This is a genomic window from Epilithonimonas mollis, assembly GCF_900142325.1.
GTDB classification, from domain to species: domain Bacteria; phylum Bacteroidota; class Bacteroidia; order Flavobacteriales; family Weeksellaceae; genus Epilithonimonas; species Epilithonimonas mollis.
Map to the genome: position 1 here is coordinate 1,404,821 of NZ_FRAM01000001.1, position 22,205 is coordinate 1,427,025.

General features: G+C 37.3%; 21 protein-coding genes and 3 tRNA genes. 9 read left to right on the top strand and 15 right to left on the bottom strand.

Annotated elements, in window-relative coordinates:
- The first annotated feature begins 196 nt into the window (after nucleotides 1-196).
- The 4 genes from BUA97_RS06325 to BUA97_RS06340 all read left to right on the top strand — a co-directional run bounded on the left by BUA97_RS06325 (nucleotide 197) and on the right by BUA97_RS06340 (nucleotide 2,490).
- A complete protein-coding gene (locus tag BUA97_RS06325) occupies nucleotides 197-1,435 on the top strand; it encodes a bifunctional folylpolyglutamate synthase/dihydrofolate synthase (protein ID WP_072996955.1) in 1,239 nt (412 codons plus the stop codon).
- A 41-nt stretch (nucleotides 1,436-1,476) separates the two neighbouring features.
- Nucleotides 1,477-1,551, top strand: a tRNA-Val gene (locus BUA97_RS06330).
- Between the two features lie 32 nt (nucleotides 1,552-1,583).
- Nucleotides 1,584-1,658: transfer RNA gene (locus BUA97_RS06335), tRNA-Val, on the top strand.
- 112 nt (nucleotides 1,659-1,770) lie between these two features.
- Nucleotides 1,771-2,490, top strand: coding sequence for a DUF3667 domain-containing protein (locus BUA97_RS06340; RefSeq protein ID WP_072996956.1), 720 nt, complete (start codon nucleotides 1,771-1,773; stop codon nucleotides 2,488-2,490).
- A 3-nt stretch (nucleotides 2,491-2,493) separates the two neighbouring features.
- Here BUA97_RS06340 and BUA97_RS06345 read toward each other — a convergent pair whose 3' ends face one another.
- Nucleotides 2,494-3,000: a hypothetical protein gene (locus BUA97_RS06345; RefSeq protein ID WP_072996957.1), complete on the bottom strand. Its 507-nt coding sequence runs from the start codon at nucleotides 2,998-3,000 to the stop codon at nucleotides 2,494-2,496.
- 127 nt (nucleotides 3,001-3,127) lie between these two features.
- On the opposite strand from BUA97_RS06345, the gene BUA97_RS06350 reads away from it, so the two are divergent.
- Together BUA97_RS06350 and BUA97_RS06355 are read left to right on the top strand one after the other, a co-directional pair.
- Nucleotides 3,128-3,202, top strand: a tRNA-Val gene (locus tag BUA97_RS06350).
- A 188-nt stretch (nucleotides 3,203-3,390) separates the two neighbouring features.
- Nucleotides 3,391-3,861, top strand: coding sequence for a VanZ family protein (locus tag BUA97_RS06355; protein ID WP_084081266.1), 471 nt, complete (start codon nucleotides 3,391-3,393; stop codon nucleotides 3,859-3,861).
- Here the strand turns inward: BUA97_RS06355 and BUA97_RS06360 are convergent.
- From BUA97_RS06360 to pepT, 4 genes are read right to left on the bottom strand one after another with little or no spacing between them, the layout of a single operon-like run.
- Complete coding sequence (locus BUA97_RS06360) at nucleotides 3,836-4,738, bottom strand: glycosyltransferase family 2 protein (RefSeq protein WP_072996959.1); 903 nt, start codon at nucleotides 4,736-4,738, stop codon at nucleotides 3,836-3,838. The two genes, BUA97_RS06355 and BUA97_RS06360, sit on opposite strands and share 26 nt — an antisense overlap.
- Nucleotides 4,735-5,700 (bottom strand): glycosyltransferase family 9 protein, encoded by a 966-nt coding sequence (locus BUA97_RS06365; protein WP_245795820.1) that lies wholly within the window; start codon nucleotides 5,698-5,700, stop codon nucleotides 4,735-4,737. The genes BUA97_RS06360 and BUA97_RS06365 overlap by 4 nt, the downstream gene beginning before the upstream one ends.
- Nucleotides 5,701-6,120, bottom strand: coding sequence for a SufE family protein (locus BUA97_RS06370; RefSeq protein WP_072996960.1), 420 nt, complete (start codon nucleotides 6,118-6,120; stop codon nucleotides 5,701-5,703).
- A gap of 17 nt (nucleotides 6,121-6,137) precedes the next feature.
- Nucleotides 6,138-7,388: a peptidase T gene (gene pepT / locus BUA97_RS06375; protein WP_072996961.1), complete on the bottom strand. Its 1,251-nt coding sequence runs from the start codon at nucleotides 7,386-7,388 to the stop codon at nucleotides 6,138-6,140.
- Nucleotides 7,389-7,647: 259 nt separating this feature from the next.
- On the opposite strand from pepT, the gene BUA97_RS06380 reads away from it, so the two are divergent.
- Both BUA97_RS06380 and BUA97_RS06385 read left to right on the top strand, forming a co-directional pair.
- Entirely contained in the window at nucleotides 7,648-8,496 is an 849-nt protein-coding gene (locus BUA97_RS06380) for a beta/alpha barrel domain-containing protein (protein WP_072996962.1), read from the top strand.
- 119 nt (nucleotides 8,497-8,615) lie between these two features.
- Entirely contained in the window at nucleotides 8,616-9,020 is a 405-nt protein-coding gene (locus BUA97_RS06385) for an OsmC family protein (protein ID WP_072996963.1), read from the top strand.
- Nucleotides 9,021-9,053: 33 nt separating this feature from the next.
- Here the strand turns inward: BUA97_RS06385 and BUA97_RS06390 are convergent, their stop codons facing one another.
- From BUA97_RS06390 to BUA97_RS06425, 8 genes are all read right to left on the bottom strand, one after another.
- A complete protein-coding gene (locus BUA97_RS06390) occupies nucleotides 9,054-9,380 on the bottom strand; it encodes an SUF system Fe-S cluster assembly protein (RefSeq protein ID WP_072996964.1) in 327 nt (108 codons plus the stop codon).
- Between the two features lies 1 nt (nucleotide 9,381).
- Complete coding sequence (locus BUA97_RS06395; RefSeq protein WP_072996965.1) at nucleotides 9,382-10,077, bottom strand: 3'-5' exonuclease; 696 nt, start codon at nucleotides 10,075-10,077, stop codon at nucleotides 9,382-9,384.
- Between the two features lie 75 nt (nucleotides 10,078-10,152).
- Nucleotides 10,153-11,487 (bottom strand): quinol:cytochrome C oxidoreductase, encoded by a 1,335-nt coding sequence (locus BUA97_RS06400; RefSeq protein WP_072996966.1) that lies wholly within the window; start codon nucleotides 11,485-11,487, stop codon nucleotides 10,153-10,155.
- Between the two features lie 12 nt (nucleotides 11,488-11,499).
- Nucleotides 11,500-12,219, bottom strand: coding sequence for a c-type cytochrome (locus BUA97_RS06405; protein WP_072996967.1), 720 nt, complete (start codon nucleotides 12,217-12,219; stop codon nucleotides 11,500-11,502).
- Nucleotides 12,212-12,733: a DUF3341 domain-containing protein gene (locus BUA97_RS06410; RefSeq protein WP_072996968.1), complete on the bottom strand. Its 522-nt coding sequence runs from the start codon at nucleotides 12,731-12,733 to the stop codon at nucleotides 12,212-12,214. Before BUA97_RS06410 ends, BUA97_RS06405 begins: the two co-directional genes overlap by 8 nt.
- Nucleotides 12,720-14,117, bottom strand: coding sequence for an NrfD/PsrC family molybdoenzyme membrane anchor subunit (nrfD, locus tag BUA97_RS06415; protein ID WP_072996969.1), 1,398 nt, complete (start codon nucleotides 14,115-14,117; stop codon nucleotides 12,720-12,722). Before nrfD ends, BUA97_RS06410 begins: the two co-directional genes overlap by 14 nt.
- A 7-nt stretch (nucleotides 14,118-14,124) precedes the next feature.
- Nucleotides 14,125-17,184, bottom strand: a complete 3,060-nt coding sequence (locus BUA97_RS06420) for a TAT-variant-translocated molybdopterin oxidoreductase (RefSeq protein WP_072996970.1) — start codon at nucleotides 17,182-17,184, stop codon at nucleotides 14,125-14,127.
- Between the two features lie 21 nt (nucleotides 17,185-17,205).
- Entirely contained in the window at nucleotides 17,206-18,576 is a 1,371-nt protein-coding gene (locus BUA97_RS06425) for a c-type cytochrome (RefSeq protein ID WP_072996971.1), read from the bottom strand.
- A 186-nt stretch (nucleotides 18,577-18,762) separates the two neighbouring features.
- Between BUA97_RS06425 and BUA97_RS06430 the strand changes: the two genes are divergently transcribed.
- Entirely contained in the window at nucleotides 18,763-19,269 is a 507-nt protein-coding gene (locus BUA97_RS06430) for an SPOR domain-containing protein (RefSeq protein WP_072996972.1), read from the top strand.
- A 48-nt stretch (nucleotides 19,270-19,317) separates the two neighbouring features.
- Here BUA97_RS06430 and BUA97_RS06435 read toward each other — a convergent pair whose 3' ends face one another.
- On the bottom strand, nucleotides 19,318-20,598 hold the full coding sequence (locus BUA97_RS06435) for a DUF6080 domain-containing protein (RefSeq protein ID WP_072996973.1): 1,281 nt from the start codon (nucleotides 20,596-20,598) through the stop codon (nucleotides 19,318-19,320).
- A gap of 38 nt (nucleotides 20,599-20,636) precedes the next feature.
- Nucleotides 20,637-22,172: a protein adenylyltransferase SelO gene (locus BUA97_RS06440; protein ID WP_072996974.1), complete on the bottom strand. Its 1,536-nt coding sequence runs from the start codon at nucleotides 22,170-22,172 to the stop codon at nucleotides 20,637-20,639.
- Nucleotides 22,173-22,205: the final 33 nt, after the last annotated feature.

Below are 22,205 nucleotides of genomic sequence, written 5' to 3' on the forward strand. Positions count from 1 at the left end.
CAAATTCGGGCTGTCACTACTCGCTTTTTTATTTTTCCAAAGCGCAATCCATTCAAAACAAAAAGAGCTCAAACATGCCGTTCCATCAGGGGCGCAGCTTTATCGAAGTTTGATATTTTAGCTTAAAAACCAAGGATCCAAAAAATTAATCACTATTTTACATTTCTTATTTTAAATTTGTTTTTTCATTTATAATATGATTTCAAAAGATTATCAGGAAGCTGTGGATTGGCTTTTTATACAGATGCCAAATTATCAGACCGATGGGCAAAAAGCTTATAAACCGGGACTTGGCAACATCAGAAAACTTTGTGATTTTTTTGGTAATCCACAGGATAAAATTAAAACAATCCATATCGGCGGAACCAACGGAAAAGGATCAACAAGTAACATGCTGGCTTCAGTTCTGCAGGAATCTGGTTATAAAGTTGGACTTTACAATTCGCCGCATCTGATTGATTTCACAGAAAGAATCAAAGTGGATGGAAATAATTGTGACAAGGATTTTGTGTATGATTTTATTAAGAAGCTGAAACACTTACCTTCAGAAATCCGCCCTTCTTTTTTTGAATTTACAACCATAATGGCTTTCGAATACTTTTATCAGCAAAAAGTTGACGTGGCCATTATTGAAGTCGGTTTGGGCGGAAGACTGGACTCAACCAATATTATCAAACCTTTGATTTCGGCTATTACCAATGTTCAACTGGATCACCAAAATATTCTTGGAAACACGATTGAAGAAATTGCCAGAGAAAAAGCGGGAATTGTAAAGGAAAATTTAGCGATAATATCTGGAGATGAAAATCCTGTTGTGAAAGAAATTATCCGGAAAAAAGCAATTGAAGTCAATGCTGATTTTATTGATGCCACAGAAATTAAAACCAATTTAGTTTCTGATTTAAAAGGAAATTACCAGAAAAAAAACATCCGTGTTGTTTTAGCCTTGGTTGATGAATTGCGAAAGCAGGGTTTTGAAATCAGTTATAAAAATTTAAAATCCGGACTTTTAAACGTTCATCAAAACACCAGCTTCATCGGCCGCTGGTTCGAATTTTCAAAAGAACCGCTGACGATTTGTGACACTGGTCATAACCAAGCCGGATTGGAAGAAGTATTCCAGCAATTGAATGAATATTCTCAATCAAAACATATCATTTTAGGATTTGTGAATGACAAAAAAATTGATGACGTTATTCGAATGCTTCCTTCGGAAGCTCAGTACTATTTTGTAAAACCAAATGTTAGCAGAGGAAGACATCCGAAGGAGTATGAAGTCTTGTTAAAAAATTCGAAACTAAATTATAAAATTTTCGATTCGGTTCAGGAAGGCTATCTTGCTGCAAAACAGAACTGTAAAAATGACGAAATGATTTTTATCGGCGGAAGCAACTTTGTGGTGGGAGAATTTTTAGAAAAAAATTTGTGGATATAGTTATAAGTTGTATATTTGCACCACTCTAAACGAGAATTAGAGGGTTCTTAGCTCAGTTGGTTCAGAGCATCTGGTTTACACCCAGAGGGTCGGGGGTTCGAATCCCTCAGGACCCACAAAAAAGGAACGAAACCTTTTCAAAAAATTCGGGTTCTTAGCTCAGTTGGTTCAGAGCATCTGGTTTACACCCAGAGGGTCGGGGGTTCGAATCCCTCAGGACCCACAAAATCTTCCAAGAAATTGGGAGATTTTTTTATTTATAAAAATTCTTTTTTAACCTTCCACAATATTTGATAATATAAAATTGATAACTTTGAGAGAATTAATAAAATCTGATGACAAAATGTAAAAACTGTGGACATCGCTTTGAGGGTAATTATTGCAATCATTGTGGACAAGCAGCAAAAACAGGTAGAATCAATCTGATGTTTCTCTGGGAAGACATTCATCATGGAATTTTACATTATGACAAAGGGATTACTTATTCTATTAAGCAGCTATTTTTAAAGCCCGGATATGCTATCAGGGATTATATCAGGGGGAAAAGGGTTGGCCATTTCAGACCTATATCTTTAGTTATTGTGCTTGCTACTATATATGCTCTTATTTATCACCTTACTGATGTCAATCTAATCACCTCTGATAATAATGCTTCTATCAAAATTTACAACTATGTTATTGAACATTATTACTGGTTTATAATTGCTACCATTCCACTTTTTGGGTTAAGCACTTTTATTGCTTTCCGTGATCATAATTACAATTTCCCCGAATATATAATTTTTGAATCTTTCAAAGCGTCACAAAGACTGATTATCCACACACTTTTTTTGTCTGTCATTTTCTTTGCACACAATTCAGATTTCACAAGATTTTCAATTAATATTCTTTTTGTAATCGACATCTCGTTAATCACATGGACCAACATTCAGTTTTTCAGCAGATTAACGGTTTTTAATTCGATTTTAAAATCGATTTTAAGCTATATAATCTGGCTTTTATTAGTATTTATAGTAGCTGTGGGAATTGTATTGGTTCTAAATATAGACATTTAGCCTTCACTGCAATTTTCTTGCTGTGACATTCAGAGCTTCACCTTGCGGAACAATAAAAATCGCCGTATCATTTACAGATTCACCGGTATCAAGATAATAGCTTGCAATAATCGGCATTACCGTACTTTCATACTTTCCATCTTTAGTATATGCCCAATAAGTCACATTGACCGTTTGAGCCTTTAGTTTAAGATCTAACTTCTTTGAGGTTAGTTTCGCACCGGTCGCATTGATGCAATTTAGTTCCACCAAAACAGTATTTGTAGCAATCTGCGGCGCATTGCTCATTCTCATATTGTAACTTTTTTGAGAATTATTTGTGAGTGTGGCTGATACTTTATAACGGTCAAGATTTTTGCCACCGGCAGAGATCGTTTCTTTGTTCAAAACATTGAATGTTACTGAAAGGCCATTCAGATCCAGTGTTTCTCCATCTGATATTTTTTGTGCTTTGACAAAAGAGGTCAGAAATATCAAAATGAAAACCGAAGAAGTAATTACATTTTTCATATAGCTATTATTAGATAATAGTAAAGATAAATGCTTTTGTTGAGAAATGAGATAATTGACAATTAAATTAACATTTGAAACTATATATTTTTCAAATTTATTCTATATTTGTTCCACTAAAAATAAAGGGCGATTAGCTCAGTTGGTTTAGAGCGTTGCGTTGACATCGCAGAGGTCACTGGTTCGAATCCTGTATCGCCCACTTTTCTTAAAATTTTCTTAATTTTTTAATCTTAATTTAACACAATCGTTAAACTTATATAAATAAAACAATCAATTGTTTAATATCTTATTTTAGGAAAGATTTTTGATACTGTTCGTAGGTTGAAAAACCATCCACTTATGATTTAGAAAATTCTTTTTTATTACTAATCCTCTAAAAGGAAACCTATGAAAAGATATTATGCAGTATTAATAAGCTTTTACACATTTTTTTTATTATACATGATGTTCTATGGTTGCGGAAGACATCCCGAATCAGGATTTTTGCAGCTGAATCCATTTCAAAGCATCAAGTATTTTCTCAACTATCACGAGTTTTTCTCTCAGAAGTTCATGGTGAATATTATTGGGAATATTCTAGTTTTCATACCATACGGCTGGATGGGAATACTTCATAAAAGACTGAATAATCTCCCGCTTTTGTTCTTTATTTTTATTTCATGGATATCAATGATAGAACTGGCGCAGCTATACACTGCAAGAGGAACTGCAGATATCGATGATGTTTTCCTTAATACTTCCGGAATGCTGATCGGATACCTTATTCTGAAAATAGTTACTAAACTGAATATCGGAAATATCAGAATGGAATTGGAAATGGGCTATAACAACATCAATACTTACTCATATAACCGATAAGCTGCCCAAGTTTATAAAGATCCAGCACTCTCAAAGAAACATTCCCTCCCAGAAGTTTTTTTTCTAAATAAGGTTTTGCGAATTTGTAAATGAATCTATATATAAATATTCCTCCGGTTTTATTGAGAAAAAAATAGGCTTTTGCTAATTTTATTTTGGAGCTTCTCCTGATATCTTTGTCTGTTTTTATGAGATGTGCAAGGCTTTTTGCAGATTGATCGGCCTTATCCAGAAAAACGGCATTATTTTCCACATCATTATTAAAAACTGGGTTGTCGATATGGTCAATTTTAATTTTAGATTGATATAGATCTTTTGCAAAAATGAGATCTTCATAACCATATTGATTAATGGTTTCATTAAACGGATTCTGAATCAGAACCGATTTCCGTACAACGAAATTATTAGTCTGGAAATCCAGATATGGAGATTTTACACGGATTTTCACAGGAAGGTTTTCTCTTTCCACTGCAAACCGCCAACGCAATCCGAATTCCCGATCTGGCCTGGATTCATTCACTTTTCTGCCTCCAAAAATGACATCGGGATTTTTTTCCCGGATGAATTCCAAGTAATTTTTTATGAAATCTTTGCTGATGATTTTCCCGTCACAATCCAGAAAAAGAAGATATTCGAATTTTGCATAATTCAAAAAAAGATTCCTGATTTTGGAACGCCCGACATTTTTATCAAGAAAGATAAATTGATCAGCAACAGCCTGTAGACTTTTATTCCTATCAATCAAATCTTTTCGGGAAGCGTCATCTATGAGTATAATCTCCGCATCCAATCCCTGCGAAACGATCTGCGAATGAAGATCATTGACCAGATCATTCACATCAAAATTATAAACGGGAATACAAATGCTCAGCGTCATATCTTATCGATGATTTTCTGAATATTCAGCTCTTCCAGACATGCATAATCACCACGGAAACATTCCTTGTCACCAAAGACCGAACAAGGTCTGCAGGAAAGGTCTTTTACCTGGACAATATCATTTTCACTTTGTCCATATCCTAGAAATCCTGCGAAATGATGCGTAGATCCCCACACGGAAATGCATCTCGTTCCCATCAGGCTTGCCAGATGCATATTGGCAGAATCCATTGAGATCATCAGTTTCAGGTCGGATATTTTCTGTAATTCTTCTTTCAGAGACAATTTCCCGGACAGACTATGGGTATTCGGAATTTGTTTTTCCCAATTTGTAAGAATTTCGTTTTCTTCTTTTCCGCCTCCAAAAAAATACACTTTATGTGATTTTGCCAGGATTCTGGCCAGTTCAAAAGATTTTTCTTCCGGCATCATTTTTCCTTTATGCTGGGCAAAAGGTGCAAAGCCAATATCTTTTTTATTATCAGACTGGACTCTGAGCTGGTGAGACAATCTGACATCAAAACCCATTCTCCTAAAAACATCAGCGTAGCGTTCTACTGTTCTTTTTAATTGAAATTTTTCCAGGTTCCAGACATCAGTCAGCCTTTCTTTTTCATCTTTCCCTTTGTCGATCTGATACACTTTATAACCATGCCTGATGAAAATGGAATTAACCATCTTCGTTCTGATAACATCATGAAGATCTGCAATATAATCAGGATCAAACTGCCGGATCAGTTGCTTCGTTAGCTTTCTGATACCGAAAACCCCTTTGTAATCATCAAAGCTAACGCCGTGAAATTTCAATCTCGGATGTTTGTCAAAGAGGTCTTTGAAATTGTCCCTGCTGACGAATACAATTTCAATATCAGGATTCTGCTCCAGAAACTCAACGCAGACAGGAACTGTCATTGCTACATCTCCGAAAGCTGAAAAACGATATGCCAAAATTCTTTTCACCTACTTCTTTAGTTGAAATGCAACTGCGTAAAATTTAATTTGCTTGGTCATCGCCATCAAGCCATTCGCTCTGGACGGAGACAAAAACTCCTGCAATCCTATCTCCGAAATAAAATTAAAATCAGAATCAAGAATTTCTTTAGTCGAATGCCCACTATAAATCCTTACTAACAGCGAAACTATGCCTTTTGGTAAAATCCCGTCAGAATCTGCATTGAAATAGAGTTTCCCGTCTCTGAATTCTGCATCAAGCCAAACCTTGGACTGGCAGCCTCTGATTAGATTTTCGTCTGTCTTCTTTTCTTCAGGAAGACCTTTAAGCTCTTTTCCAAGGTCTATGATATATTCGTATTTCTGTTCCCAATCATCCAGAAAGGCGAATTCTTCTATCAGTTCCTGTTGATTTTCTTTGATTGTCATTCAGAAATTTTTAGTTGTTATTTTACAGATTGAGCAATATTTACGATAACTTTAACTGCCGCCATCATACTTTCCAAAGGTACAAATTCATAAGGCCCGTGGAAATTGTGTCCACCGGCAAAGATATTCGGGCAAGGCAATCCCATATAAGAAAGCTGCGCACCGTCAGTTCCGCCTCTGATAGCCTTGATTTTTGGTTCAATCCCGGAATTTTTCATGGCCTGCTCAGCAATATCAACAATGTGCATTTTACCATCGAATTGCTTTTTCATATTGAGATATTGCTGCTTGATTTCAATCTCAGCAGTTTTTGCACCATATTTTTTATTGATTTCCTCAACTTTTTCAGCAATCAGTTTCTTTCTGTCTTCAAATTTCTGGTCATCATGATCACGGATGATGTATTGAAGTTTAGCTTCGGAAACATCACCTTCAAAATCTGTCAAATGGAAAAACCCTTCAAAACCTTTTGTTGTTGCAGGCGTTTCATTGGCTGGCAGTGAATTGATGAATTCTGATGCTACCAATCCGGCGTTCAGCATTTTTCCGAATGAGTAACCGGGATGAACAGACAATCCGTGGATTTTCACAACAGCACCGGCTGCATTGAAGTTCTCATACTCCAATTCGCCAATTTCTCCTCCGTCCATTGTATATGCCCATTCTGCCCCGAATTTTTTTACATCAAAATGATGTGCACCTCTTCCAATTTCTTCATCCGGATTGAATCCGATCGAAATTCTGCCGTGCTTAACCTGAGGATTAGCTAAAAGAAATTCTGCAGCAGTAACAATCTCTGCAATACCGGCTTTATCATCCGCGCTCAGCAATGTTGTTCCGTCTGTGGTGATAATGGTTTGCCCGATATATTTTTTTAAAGCTTCAAATTTAGCTGATGACAAAGTAAATCCTGTTTCTTTATTCAGCAACAAATCTTCACCGTTATAGTTTTCCCAAATCTGCGGATTCACATTTTCGCCATTGAAATCCGGCGACGAATCATAATGGGCAATAAATCCAATCTGGGGAACTTTTTCTTCTTTATTGGAAGGAATGAATCCAAAAACATACCCCTTTTCGTCAATGCTCACATCTTCTAATCCTAAATCCTGTAACTCTTTATACAAATAATTAGCGATATCCCATTGCCTTTCTGTTGATGGTGTAGTCTCACTTTCTGCGTCGCTGGTTGAAAATATCTTGATGTATGTGATGAATCTGTTAAGGAGTTTTTCTCTCCAAATGCCGTCTAATTGGATGTTTTCCATATAATTTGCTATATCTCCGCAAAGTTATATATTTATGGAGTGAACAACAAATAATATCTAATGATTGATAAATGTTGTTTCTTCAACATCTGATACTGATTGTGCGCGAGCGAAGCGAGCGCCGATGAATGTTATCGGAACGTCGAATTGCAGCAGCCCGACTTGAGTGGAGCTCTTTTTCTTTTTTTATATAAAAAAAAGAAAAAAGCGGGAACGGAAGGCGGATATAGCTGCCCAAATTTTAAAATAAAAGATACAAATGTTCTTAACCGAATGTCCGCGCGATGCCATGCAAGGGTGGGGAGAAATGATTCCCACGCAACAGAAAATAGATTACATCAACCGATTGATGGAAGTGCGTTTTGATGTTCTGGATTGTGGAAGCTTTGTAAACCCGAAAACAATGCCTCAAATGGCGGATTCCGGAATTGTGGTGGACGAAATTGACAAATCGCTTTCTAACACAAAACTGTCTGTGGTTGTTGCCAATCTTCGCGGCGCTGAAAAGGCTTTGAGTCATGAGCAAATTGATATCCTGGGATTTCCTTTTTCAATATCAGAAACATTCCAACATAGAAATACCAATAAAAGCAGAGAAGAAGCTTTCACAGAAGTAGTAAATATATTAGAACTTACTAAATCTGAAGGCAGACAACTGAATCTCTATTTCTCGATGGCCTTTGGAAATCCTTACGGCGAAAGCTGGAAATGGGAAGATGTCGATTTTTGGTCAAAACGTTTTGAGGAAATTGGAATCAAAGATGTTCTTTTGTCCGATACAACCGGTGTTGGAGATGTGGAAAGAATTTCGCTTTTATTTAATAAAATTCCTGCGAAATATCCCAATATTAATTTCGGGGCGCATTTTCACAACCGATACGAAGACTCTTATATCAAACTGAAAGCGGCTTACGACGAAGGCTGCAGGAGATTTGACAGTGCCATAAAAGGAATTGGTGGCTGCCCGATGGCGAAAGATGATCTTGTTGGGAATATGCCTACGGAAAAAGTATTCACCTTTATGCAGTCAGAGAAAATAGATATCCAGCAGAATCTACTTCATTTTGAAAGTGCCTACAATATGGCTAAAGATATATTTCATTTTTAAATTTTGAGTCCTGAAAATTACATTTTCATTATATTTTAACAATAATTCATGTCTGGAATTCGTGATTTCAAAAAAATGATGTAATTTTAATAACATAAAAATAATTTAATACCCACGATATGACATCAAAGACAACTTATTTAGGCGAATCCAAAATTGAATCTGTACACGAAGCCTCAGGTGAAGTTTTCTCTACCTATGTTCCTTCCAATGATTTTGCTCTGCGCGAGCATTTTTCTCCGACAGATATTTTTGCAACAGCACTGGCAGAAAGCGTATTCGCTTCACTTGTTGTTTTGGGTAAGGATAGAAACATCGATATTACAGGCGCAACCTGTGAACTGAAAAAAACAATGTATTTTGAACCGAGAAGAATCGGCGAGATTTTTTGTGTTTTCAAATTTCCACATGCTTATACTCAGGATGAAAAGGATTTTATAGAGCATACTTCCAAAAACGCTCCCGTTTATCTGAGCTTACATCCGGATATCAAAAAGATTTTCCTTTTCGAATACAAAGATTAAAAGAAAATCCTGCAGATTGCAGGATTTATTTTTTTATAACATACCAAGCTCAAACTTGGCTTCTTCGCTCATCATTTCTTTAGTCCAAGTGGGCTCGAAAGTGAGTTCTATTTTTGCCGACTTCACACCGTCCACGCCTCTTACTTTATCTTCTACTTCTACAGGTAAGGTTTCTGCAACGGGACAATTTGGAGATGTCAAAGTCATTATTACTAAAACCTCACCTTCATCCGAAATCTGCACATCATACACCAGTCCTAATTCATAAATATCAACCGGGATTTCCGGGTCATAAACCGACTTCAGTTCCTTTATAATTTCTTCACCAATATCTGCAATTTGGTCGTCTGTATATTTCATTTTATTCTAATCTTTTTAATAAATCTTCCTGACGCATGCGCCGGAAAATATTTGCCAAAGTTAATACATCTTTTTCACAATAGTGAATGATTCTGTCTATATCACCGTCCTTGTAATATATATCGGCAACCATACTTCCATCTATATCATCCTTTGGTGTAGGAATGCCAAAAATATGAGCGAGCAGCTCCAATGATACGTAACTTTTCCAATCCCCGAATTTCCAGAGTTCCATAGTATCAATATGCAGGATCTCCCAGGGTTTCTTTCCAAACATCTGAAAAGGAATTGGCGGTTGTATCCCATGAATTAAAAGTCGTCTTGAGATGTAAGGGAAATCAAACTCTTTTCCGTTGTGTGCGCAGAGAACGACATTGGAAAGACGGGTATTGTTAAACAATTCACAAAAGGAGATCAACAAATCTTTTTCTTCTCCCGAGAATGTTTTGATTTTCAGCTTCCCTGTATTTGCATCTACCATTCCGATTGAGATGCAGACGATCATCCCGAACTCTGCCATAATGCCGGCTCTTTGTTCATAAAAATCAGAAGCTTCGATTTCTTCCTTTCTTTGGGATTTTGTTTTTTTATCCCAAAGGTATTGGGTCGTTGGGTCAAGATTATTCCAGGAATCAATCTGAGGGACGGTTTCGATATCCAGGAAAAGTATATTTTCAATAGGAATTTTATGGATCATTTGTATTATTTGTTTAAAAGTAATAAAAAAACCCAACATTACTGCTGGGTTATATTTTGATTTTCCAAAATTAATTTAGAACGGATATTCGTAAATCTCTGATTCGTGATAGTATGGATTGCCTGTAGGCATTAACTTCAGTTTTGACAAGGCTGTCATAACAACGAAAACAAATAATCCAATGACGAAAACAAATGAACCTAATACCAGCAATAAATTTGAAGCATTATTCCAGTAAGGGCCGACTGTTCCCGGCATTACCATATTGAAATAATCTACTGCGTGACCGAAAATTACCAAACAGGCCATAAGTGTAACTACTTTGTAATTTCTTTTGATGCTGCTGCTTACCAATACCAATAATGGCGCAAGGAAATTAATCACCAACATTGGTAAGAAAGTAGGTTTATAATATTCGAATCGGCCGAAGAAATAGTTAACCTCTTCCGGAACATTCGCATACCAATATAACATAAACTGACAAAACCAAAGGTAAGACCACAACATACTCGTTGCGAATAAAAATTTACCAAGATCGTGCAGATGGTTGTTATTGAACTGAGGATAAACGCCTTTTTTCTTCAGATAAACACTGATGATAATCATTACAGCAATTGAAGTCGATAAACAACTAACCATTGAATACCAAATGTAAAGTGTAGAATACCAATGTGGATCAATAGACATCAACCAATCCCATGCCCATGCTGCAGATGCAAAACCAAAGAATGCGATGTAACCGACGCTCCAGCTGTATAAACTGGCGTAGATTTTCCTGTTGCCTTTGTTTTCATCCACCTTTTTGGAAAGATTTTTCAATTTCCAGACAAAGAAAGAAGCTCCAACCACATAGATTATCGTTCTTATTGCATAAAATGGAATGTTAAGAAATCTTTTCTTTTCAAATAATATCACATCAAATTCAGGAGAATTAGGATCTGTTAAATTAGGATCCATCCAGTGAAAAAGGTGTCCTTGGTGCGTAATATTCAGAATCATTATGATTACCAGCAATGCTCCTCCGTACGGAATGAATGATGCGATAGCTTCCATTACTCTTGTCACAATAATCGACCAGCCTGCATGTGCTGCGTGCTGAATACTGTAAAAGAATAATGCACAACAGCTGATTCCGAATGCAAATACGGCAAATGTGTGAATTGCTGCCAAAGGCTGATTATGAATTTGATGCTTGGCATGATCCAAATGAGCATTGTGATCCTGGGGACCAACCAGCTCACTAGAGTGCGAAGGTGCATCATGTCCCTTTGAATGAACAGACTCCATCCAATGAGAGATTGCAGTGTCATCCAATCCGTGGTTAAGAGCATAACCAATACCGAATAAAACAACTCCTACAACAATAAGTATAATTGAATATAATCTTAATTTAGGTGAAAAACTATACATTTTTTTCTTTTTTTATTTAGCATTGGTTTTAGCTTCAGCTGCTGGCGCAGCAGAAGTTTTTTCTGGTGTAGCAGCATCTGCAGGCTTAGCACTGGCAGCTAGTGTAGGTGCTTTGAATGTATTGTAAACATATAAAGCCACTCTCCATCTGTCACCAACGTTCAGCTGTCCTGCATAGGATCCCATTGCATTTCTACCATTAGTCAAAACATAGTGAACAGAGCCTATCGTGATCTCTCTATCCGCATATTTAGGAACTCCGGAATAAGCACCACTCTGTACAATTGTTCCTTGTCCGTCACCGTTTACACCATGACAGGCAGCACAGGTATGTTCATACAAATTCTTTCCTCGGGCCAGATCTTTTTCAAGATTTTCTGCTTTTAACGGAGATACAGTAATTGATTTTGATGCATCATATCCTGCATTATACTCTTCCATGTTTTTTGGTAAAGCCTCCTCACTGACTATTCCGTCCTTGTTTTGGGAGATACTTCCTTCTACGGGTGCTAAACCTGTTGCACCATTACGTGCAACAAAAGCAGGGATTTCATTTTCATGCTTGGAATAAGCATCCTGAGCTTTCATCAATGGGTCATAGGCAACAGGAAAATACATATCCGGAAAATATACCAAAGGTGGGTTATCTTTTGGTCCGCAAGAATTCAGTAAAACAGTTGTTAAACCAAAGATCGCAGTCAATTTTAATATATTATTCTTCATCTTAGGCATCTTTAACAGTTATTTCTTCAACACCTGTATCGATTAACAGCTGTTTTATGGTTTCAACATCGTCAGAAACAAACTCCATCATGAATTTGTCATCCGTAGTTCTAGGATCCGGATTTTGAGGTTTTGCTCCGGGATACATTTTGTTTCTTACCAAGAATGTCAATGACATCAGGTGAGCAGAACAGAAAACCATTAACTCAAACATTGGATCAATAAAAGCCGGGAAGTTATGAATCCAGTCAAATGATGGTTTACCACCAATATTCTGAGGCCAGTCGTGGTTCATAATCCAAGCTGTTAGTGTGATACCGATAGTCACTCCATAACAAGCATAGATAAATGCTGCATCAGAAATTCTTGTTTTTTTAAGTCCAAGTGCTTTATCCAATCCGTGAACAGGGAATGGCGTATAAACTTCGTTTATTTTGATCCCTTTATCATTGAAGGCTTTAACGCCGTGCATCAAGTCATCGTCGTCGCCGTAAAGTCCGTATATAATCTTAGTGGTGCTCATCTCCTTCTTTTGCTTTATAAGTTTCACCGGAAATTTTCAAAATACTCTTCAATTCTGCCTGCGCAATTACAGGAAATGTTCTTGCATACAAAAGGAATAATACAGAGAAGAACCCGATTGTTCCAAGATATACACCAACATCGATAATGGTTGGCTTAAACATTGTCCAGGATGATGGTAAATAATCTCTGGATAAGTTGATTACTATAATATCAAAACGCTCAAACCACATACCTATATTGATAATTAATGCAATGATGAATGTCCAGAATATATTAGTTCTGACTTTTTTGAACCAGAATGCAGCCGGTACAACCAAGTTACAGATAATCAATGCCCAGAATGCCCACCAATAAGGTCCAACTGCTGCTCCGGGAGAAAGGTATGTAAAATCTTCAAATCTTGACCCGGAATACCATCCGATAAAATATTCAGTAGCGTAAGCTACAGTTACCATACCACCTGTTACAACGATTACGATGTTCATAATTTCGATATGATACATTGTGATGTAGTCTTCCAGGTGACAAACTTTTCTGGCTACCAACAATAATGTCTGTACCATTGCAAATCCTGAAAAAATTGCTCCGGCCACGAAATATGGAGGATAGATGGTTGAGTGCCATCCTTTAATTACCGAAGTAGCAAAGTCAAATGATACTGTTGTGTGAACCGAGAATACAAGTGGTGTTGCCAAACCTGCAAGAACCAAAGATAGTTCTTCGAATCTTTGCCAGTGTTTTGCTTTTCCACCCCAACCAAAAGCAAGAAGTGTATAAATCTTTTTGTTGAAAGGTGTTTTTGCTCTATCTCTGATCATTGCAAAGTCAGGAATCAATCCCATGAACCAGAATACAACTGATACAGAGAAATATGTCGAGATTGCAAATACGTCCCAAAGTAATGGCGAGTTGAAGTTAACCCAAAGGGAACCGAACTGGTTTGGCAAAGGGAAAACCCAGTATCCAACCCAAACTCTACCCATGTGGATTACCGGGAAGATAGCTGCCTGACAAACCGCAAAGATTGTCATGGCTTCTGCAGAACGGTTAACCGACATTCTCCATCTTTGTCTAAATAATAATAGTACCGCTGAGATCAATGTTCCGGCGTGACCAATACCTACCCACCATACGAAGTTGGTGATATCCCAACCCCAGTTGATAGTTCTGTTTAGTCCCCACGCACCGATTCCGGTTCCAATAGTGTAGGCGATACAACCGAATCCGTAAACAAACAGAACCAAGGCTGCATATAAAGATGCCCACCACAGTTTACCTGCACGTTCTTCGATAGGTCTTGCGATATCTTCTGTAATATCGTGATAAGTCTTGTGACCAATAATTAAAGGTTCCCTTATCGGAGCTTCGTAATGTCCTGACATTTTTTACCTATTTATTATTTAAACTTTCTTTTCTGTTTCTGATTTTTGTATGGTAGAATACGTTTGGTTTTGTACCAATTTCTTCTAACAAAACATATTTTCTGTTACTGTTGAACAAGCTGCGAACTTCTGAATTAACATCATTCATATCACCGAATTTTAAAGAACCAGTAGAACAAGCATTAGCACAAGCTACCTGGAATTCTCCATCTTTTACTCTTCTTCCTTCTTTCTTAGCTTCTAGGATAACGTTCTGTGTCATTTGGATACACATAGAGCATTTTTCCATCACCCCTCTTGTTCTTGTAACTACATCCGGGTTAAGAACCATTCTTCCCAAATCATTGTTCATATTGAAGTCAAACTTGTCATTCAATGCATAATTGAACCAGTTGAATCTTCTTACTTTATAAGGACAGTTGTTGGCACAATATCTTGTACCGATACATCTGTTATAAGCCATTTGATTTTGACCTTGTTTTCCGTGTGATGTCGCAGCAACAGGACAAACGGTTTCACAAGGTGCATGATTACAGTGCTGACACATAACCGGCTGGAAGATCACATCAGGATTTTCAGCAGCATTTTCAAGCGCTCCTTTGATTCCTAAAACATCACTACCATAAAGTTCCGGCACAGCCATTCCTTCTTTAAGTCCTTCGTAAACTTCAACTTTTTGTTCAGTGGAATAGTAACGGTCGATTCTCAGCCAGTACATATCTCTGGACATTCTCACCTCTTCCTTACCAACAACAGGAACGTTGTTCTCTGCCTGACATGCGATAACGCAAGCACCACACCCAGTACAAGAATTAAGGTCTACAGAAAGATTGAAGTGGGGACCGTCTGTATCATCATAAGCATCCCAAAGGTCAACTTTTCCGATAGGAAGCTCACCTCCAATTGTATGCATCGCCAAAGGTTTGTTCCATTCATCTACTGGTTTATTTACAAAATCATCTAAAGTAACTTCTTTAGCAATTTCATAACGACCCATCAACGTATTCTGAAGCTGCATCCCCGCAAACTCATGTCCGTCTCCTGATTTTTCTATTTTTACATTTGTCAAAACCGTATTGTATCCATCAAATAACGGATAAGCATTAACTCCTGTTTCTGCAACTTTACCGGAATCTTTCTTACCATAACCAAGTGCAAGTCCAAGAGAACCGTCTGCCTGACCAGGCTGGATAAACACAGGAACATCTTTTAGTGTTACACCATTTACCGTAAGATTTACAGTATCGCCATCCAGCTGCATCCTTGCATTAAGACTGTTTTCCAATCCTAAACTTTCTGCATCTTTTGGCGAAATAGTAAGATAATTATCCCAGGATAATCTTGAGATCGGATCAGGAAGTTCCATTAACCAAGGGTTGTTAGACTGCGTTCCGTCACCTATAGAGGGTTTTGTGTAAAGTTGTAATTCTAATTGTGCCGGCTTGAATGCTGACAACTCGGCAACAGCCTGAGCAGCGTTTCCACCAGAATAAGCCAATCCAGTCGAAAGTCCGCCAGCTGCAAATCCGTTGTAGAGATTCTTGTTGAATGACAATCCGCCGTTAAGCGTTAAAGCATTAGCTTTTAAATAATTATAATAATTGTTAGCCGGATTATCTTTTCCATTGATCCACACTAAAAGTGATTCTTCTATCTGTCTGGATTTGTAAATCTTTTGGATTGTAGGCTGCATTAAAGAATACGCACCTGTTTCCGGTGTGATATCACCCCACGATTCTAACCAGTGTGTGAAAGGAATAACCGCTTTCGAAGCTTTATATAATTCGTTTTTCTTATCTGTTATTGCAACAGAGTAAGGTACTTTTTCAATAGCAGATTTTAAAGACTGGCCTTTTGCGTGAGAATAGATCGGGTTGATATTGTTTGTAATCAAAACGCCAACCTGTCCGCCATTCAGCCAAGACAAAAACTCGTTGAATTTTGCGTTGTCATATTCTTTAAGGAAATTAGCTTTACCGGTGAAAGCTTTAGAACCTAATTTCTGATTAATCAAATGAGCTAAAACATAAGCCGCTTTGGATCCATCTGCAAAAACAACAGCATTGCTGCCTTTTGCCTGAAGTTCTTTAACGATTTCTGAAGCTAATTTATCAGAAGTTCCGCCATTGAGTCCGTTGTAAACCTCTACTAAAGTTTTGAAAACAGCACTTGGCTTCAATCTGTATCTTGAATCTGAGTTTGCACCCGTCAAGCTCATATTAGACTCAACCTGGATATGTCTCAGCATATTTTCTCCCGGCTTTCTTGCAGCAGCATAAGATACTTCTAAGCTGCATGCGTTATAGTCTCCAAGGAAATCTGCGTTAAATGATACAACCAACTGAGAAGTACTCAAGTCATAAACAGGTAATGCTCTCTGTCCGAAAACTTCCTGCGCAGCATCCAAAGCAGCTGCGTAAGGGAAAGCATCATAAGTTACTAATTCAGCAGAAGGATATTTTGTCTTGAAATCTCCGAACAACTTTTTGAAAGTCGGGCTTGGAAATGAATGTGACAATACCACAATCTTTTTCCCACCGTTCTGAGATTCAGTAAGACCTTTCAGTACAAAATCATCTACTTTATTGAAGTCTCCCATCTCTTCACCATTCAAAGCAGGATACTTTACTTTATCATTATCATAAAGAGAAAGAACACTTGCCTGAGCTCTGGCATTGGTTTTTCCTAGATTACCGGCAGCAGAATTAGCATCAATTCTGATAGGACGCCCTTCTCTTGTTTTCACCAAAACACTGGCAAAATCGAAACCGTCAAAATAAGAAGATGCGTAAAAGTTAGGAATCCCGGGAATGATGTCGTGCGGCTTTACCACATAAGGAATCGTTTTGATAACCGGTGCTTCACAAGCTGCCAAAGTTACAGCAGCTGTAGAGAAACCCAATAACTTCAGGAAATCTCTACGGGACGTTCCCGAATTGTTATCAGACTCTCCCAAGAATTCATCTACCGGAATTTCGTTCTGAAATTCTTTCTGAGCCAACTTTGCATTCAAAGTCGGATCTTTTAGTTCGTGAATACTTCTGAATTGTATTTTATTTGAAGCCATTTATACTTCTAATTTTTGTTATTAATAATGACATTTACCACACTCAAGACCTCCAATTGCATCCACAGTGATCTTGCTTCCTTCACCATATTGTTTTTTCAACTTATCATGCAGATTCTTGAAGTATTCTTTATTATAACCATTGTTCATATCTACTTCTGTAGTTCTGTGACATTCGATACACCATCCCATTGTGAAGTTGTTCGCCATCTGTACTACATTCATTGTATCAATTTTTCCGTGGCAAGCTTTACAAACTACATCAATCTTGTTTGCAGGATCTTTCTGCTTGGCATTGAATGAATTGATAATAGCCTGCTCCCCTGCAACAACGTGCTGTGAGTGATTGAAGTAAACAAAATCCGGCATGTTGTGGATTCGTGTCCATTCTATAGGTGTAGTCTTACCTGTGTAAGCCTGTTTGGATTCATCCCAACCTGCAGCTGCATAGATTTTTTTTATCTCCCCTGTGTAGAATTCTCTATCTTTTCCAGGCTCAAGATATTTCCCTTTGTATTCGGAAATTGTTCTGTGACAGTTCATGCAAACATTCACCGAAGGAATCTCGGAAACCTTACCATACTTCGCACCGGAGTGGCAAAGCTGACAGTCAATTTTATTTTCCCCAGCGTGGATCTTATGTGAGAAGTAAATCGGTTGTTCCGGAGCATATCCTTTATAAACACCGATCCACATCAACCAGTTCCAGACACCATATGCTGCAAACAAGGCAAGCAACCCAATGATTCCTTTTCCTATATAACTGTATTTCTCATACAGTACAGAGAAAGATGTGATTCTTGTAGAGTTAAGCTCGGATAATTCCGGAGACTGCTGCAGTTTTACCAGCTGACGGATCTTCAGCAACAACCAGAATAAAAGACCGGCGATTGCTATTAATGCAGCAATCATAATCTTAGAATTCAGCTGTTGAGCTTTTGCAGCTTCAATAGAAGCAATATCGTTATTGGCAGCTGCCCCTTCAGCTTTATCAGCCACAGGCTCGTCTGCAGGAGGATTAGTTGTGTAAGCTAAGATGTCATCAATATCCTGCTCAGACAAGCTGGGAAATTGCAGCATCTCAGTTTTATTGAACTTTTCAAAAACCTCGTTGGCATATTTATCCCCAGATGCTCTTAAAGACTTGTTATCCTTAATCCATTTGTGAAGCCAATCTGTATCAAGATTCTGTTCTTTCTTTAATCTGTCCACTACGCCGCCAAGTGCCGGTCCAATAACTTGTTTATCCAATGCGTGACAAGCCGTACAGTTTGCCTTGAACAAATCCTGTCCTTTCTTTGGATCGCCTTGTGCATAAACAGAAGCGCCGGTTGATAACAACAAGCTAATTGCTATCAGACCCTTTTTGTAATGCTTTCTCCAACTAATCATTTATATAATCTTGGGTTAGTAATATTGTATTGAGTTTACATTCAATTCCGCAAAAATAGCACTTTAACAAAAATTAAGAAGCCTATTTGCATGGATTTTATCATTTATTTTTAATTTGTAACTGTTCTAAATAACAGGATTTGCGTTTCGTTCAATTTATTTTAAATTTGCTGAAAATATTTTCAAATGAACAATCTGCTCAGGCTTTTTATAGTCACAACATTATTTAGTTTTTACCAAATTGATGCTCAATACGTTGTAAAGAAAGACACTTTGTCGGGAACCGAATTATCGTTTGCTTTGGACGAGCGAATCAATGATGCTTTGGAAAAAATAGAAGGTAACTGCAACAGAATTTCGGACGCACCAACAAAGTCTGTTAAGGTCCTGATCCCAAGCAGAGAGCTTACTAATGCTGAAGTGTGCAGAAAAAATCCAAAGATTATGGGTTTTAAAATCCAGGTTGTAACTGTTAAAAGTAATGAAGATGCCAGAAAAATCGCTACGGAATTCAGAAATAATTTCAGAAGCCTGAAGGTGGAAACCGATGCTTCATTACGTCCAAATTATAAAATCCTAGCCGGAAGTTATTTCTCAAAACAGAGTGCATCAGATGATCTCAGAAATATTAAAAGAGTTTATCCAAGTGCTTTAATTGTTCCGTACGCTGTTTTTTGTGTAGAAGCTAAGTAAGAAAATTAAAATATTACTAAGGAAATTCCGCAAAACCTGCGGAATTTTTTATTGATAAAAAGCTTGCAAAAACTGATAAAACTCCGCCAGTCTGTAAAAATTACTGAAGGCTAAATACACTGTCATCAATAATAACATTCCATAAAAAAGGCTCAAAACAGTCGTTTTTTTCCTATAACTAAAGAACAGCCAGCCCAGCAAAAGCGGATAAACAAACACAAAGTGACCGCCGTAGATGTAGGATGTATGCAGCCCAAATTTCAGAATACAATGAATCAGAATATCTACTGAAAATGAAATCACAAGAATCCATACCAGTTTGTTTTTATAATTTCTGAAAATACCCCATCCGATCATTAACAAAAGAACCGCAATGAACAGATATGGAAACACGGATGAATAAACATCCATAAAGAGTGCTTTGAAGAAAAAAGTCTTGTCTTTGTTGTGATAATCCCGGATTTCGTAGCCGGAAAATAAAACATTACCCCCGACAAACCATGAACAGATCATATCCCAAAGCGGTGTTACCTTCTGAGTGGAAAATTTATCATATTGTTCTTCGGTTTTGTGAAGAAAATTCTGAAAATTAAAATCAAGCCTCACTAGAAAAAGAAAAATAAAAATGCCTGCAGACACTGTAATTTTAGAAACAGCCATTCCAATCCTTTTCCACTTCCAGAAAATGTTTTTTTCGAATAAAAACGGAATATAAACTTTAACAATATTCGTAATGGTCAATCCGCCTATGACAACAGATCCTAAAATTGTTGCTCCAAATGAAACAGGTTTACCTTCCTGAATTTTCCTCGCGGAATAATAATTAAATACCGACAGAAACAACAAAGTATAAGTATAAGTTTCGGGTGTAAAACTCAGTAAAATATTGGTTACAAACAATCCGTAAAAAGCAAGAATCAAAAGACTGATTTTTAACGGAAGTTGGATAATGTTATTCAGGTATTTAAAAATCTGGACATTAGCCAGAGAAATGACAACTGTAGAAAACAAAGCCAGAACCAGCCGGAAAACTGAATCATAACGATTCCCGGAAATCCACAATGCAAAATCCCTGATACATCCGAAAAAATAATTGGCCAATGGATGCCTCTCAAAACCACCGCCAGTCTGGACAATTGCCCTGTTATCAAAACTGAAATAAGCGTCCCACGGAATTCTATTGTCATATACAATGCGGAAATTATCGGCTATGAACCAGGCATTCGCACCATAAATCATAACAAAAAAGAGGAAGATCAAAAATTCTTTTTTAGTTGATGGAAAAACGGCTTTCAGAATAGAAAGGAATTTATTTATGAGTTTTTTCAATCCGGATATTTTTGCAAAAATAAAGAAGTTTTACCAACTCACGAACTACACGATAACTGACTGCAACCAGTCTGATTATCATATTTGGAATGTCTTTTTTTATTAAATTCCGGGAAGCGATTCTCATAAGGATCTTGCAACGCTTCTTTCAGCTTAAAAAACAATTCATAATCACCATTTTCCGCATCTTGAATCGATTCGAATAACAGATAATTTCTGAGAATGAATTTCGGATTTGTTTTTGACATCAAAGCCAAAGATTCTTTTTCCGTAATTTTATTTTTAAGTTTTCTTTCTTGATATTTTTCGATAAAATTAGAGAGTCTTTTTAATTCATTTTCATTCAGGCTTCGGTAAAAAGAATTGGAGAAATCTTCGGTTTTAATTTCAGAAGTAGGCTTTTCAAGATTTTGAAAAAACAAAGTATAGTCCAAATTCAAATCCTGCATAAGCTGCTGCCATTCGGTAAAAAATCGTTCATCTTCCGGTAAAACCTCATCAAAACCAAATTTCTTAGCTAGCATTTCATCATGTGCTGTCCAGAATTGTTTTCCATAATTATCTAAGATTTTTTCTAAAGCATCCGCATCATTAATCAGAGGAAAAATGGCGTTAGCCAACATTGCCAAATTCCAATGTGAAATTTGACCCTGCTTACCGAAAGCATATCGTTTTCCTGGCAAATCCGTCGTGTTGGGTGTAAATTCCAGATTGTAGCCGTCCATCATAGAAAACGGACCATAGTCAATCGTCAGTCCCAAGACTGACATATTATCAGTATTCATAACACCATGAACAAAGCCTACACGATACCAGTCGATGATCATTTTCAAAGTTCTGTTACAAATCGCCTGGAACCAGTCAATGTATTTATCCGGATTATTTTCGGAATTGATGTCCTGATAAAAATTCTCAATTGTATAATCAGCTAATTGCTTCAATAAATCAGTTTGATGTCTTGCCGACAGCAATTCAAAATGTCCAAATCTGAGGAATGATTCAGCCGTTCTAACTACAACTGCGCCCTGCTCTTTCTGCGGATTTCCGGAATATTGAATATCACGAATGACATCTTCTCCGGTTTTTGAAAGACTCAATGCTCTCGTTGTCGGAACTCTCAAATGAAACATGGCTTCGCTCATCAGATATTCCCTGATAGAAGAACGCAGGACTGCTCTTCCGTCTGCGTGTCTGGAATATGGCGTTGCGCCGGCTCCCTTCCATTGGATTTCGGTTTGATGATTTTCATTAATAATTTCGCCGGCATAGATTGCTCTTCCATCGCCCAACTGCCCTGCCCAATTTCCAAACTGATGGCCAGCATAAGCTGTCGCATAAGTCCTGACATTTTCAGGAAGATTTTGGGCAGCAAGAAAACCCTCATCATTTTCTAACATCCCCAATCCTATTCCATCTGATAATTTTTGATTGAAATCAATCAACTCCGTTTTATCAAAATCAGCAGGCTTAACAGTACAAAACAAAATATCCGGTGTTTGTCTCTGCATCGTATTTCCAGATAAATCTCCGGGAAATTTCTGAATGAAGTTTTGGGTAATCTTTTTTATATTCATAATTAAAAATCCCGTTTCGTTTGTAGGCGAGAC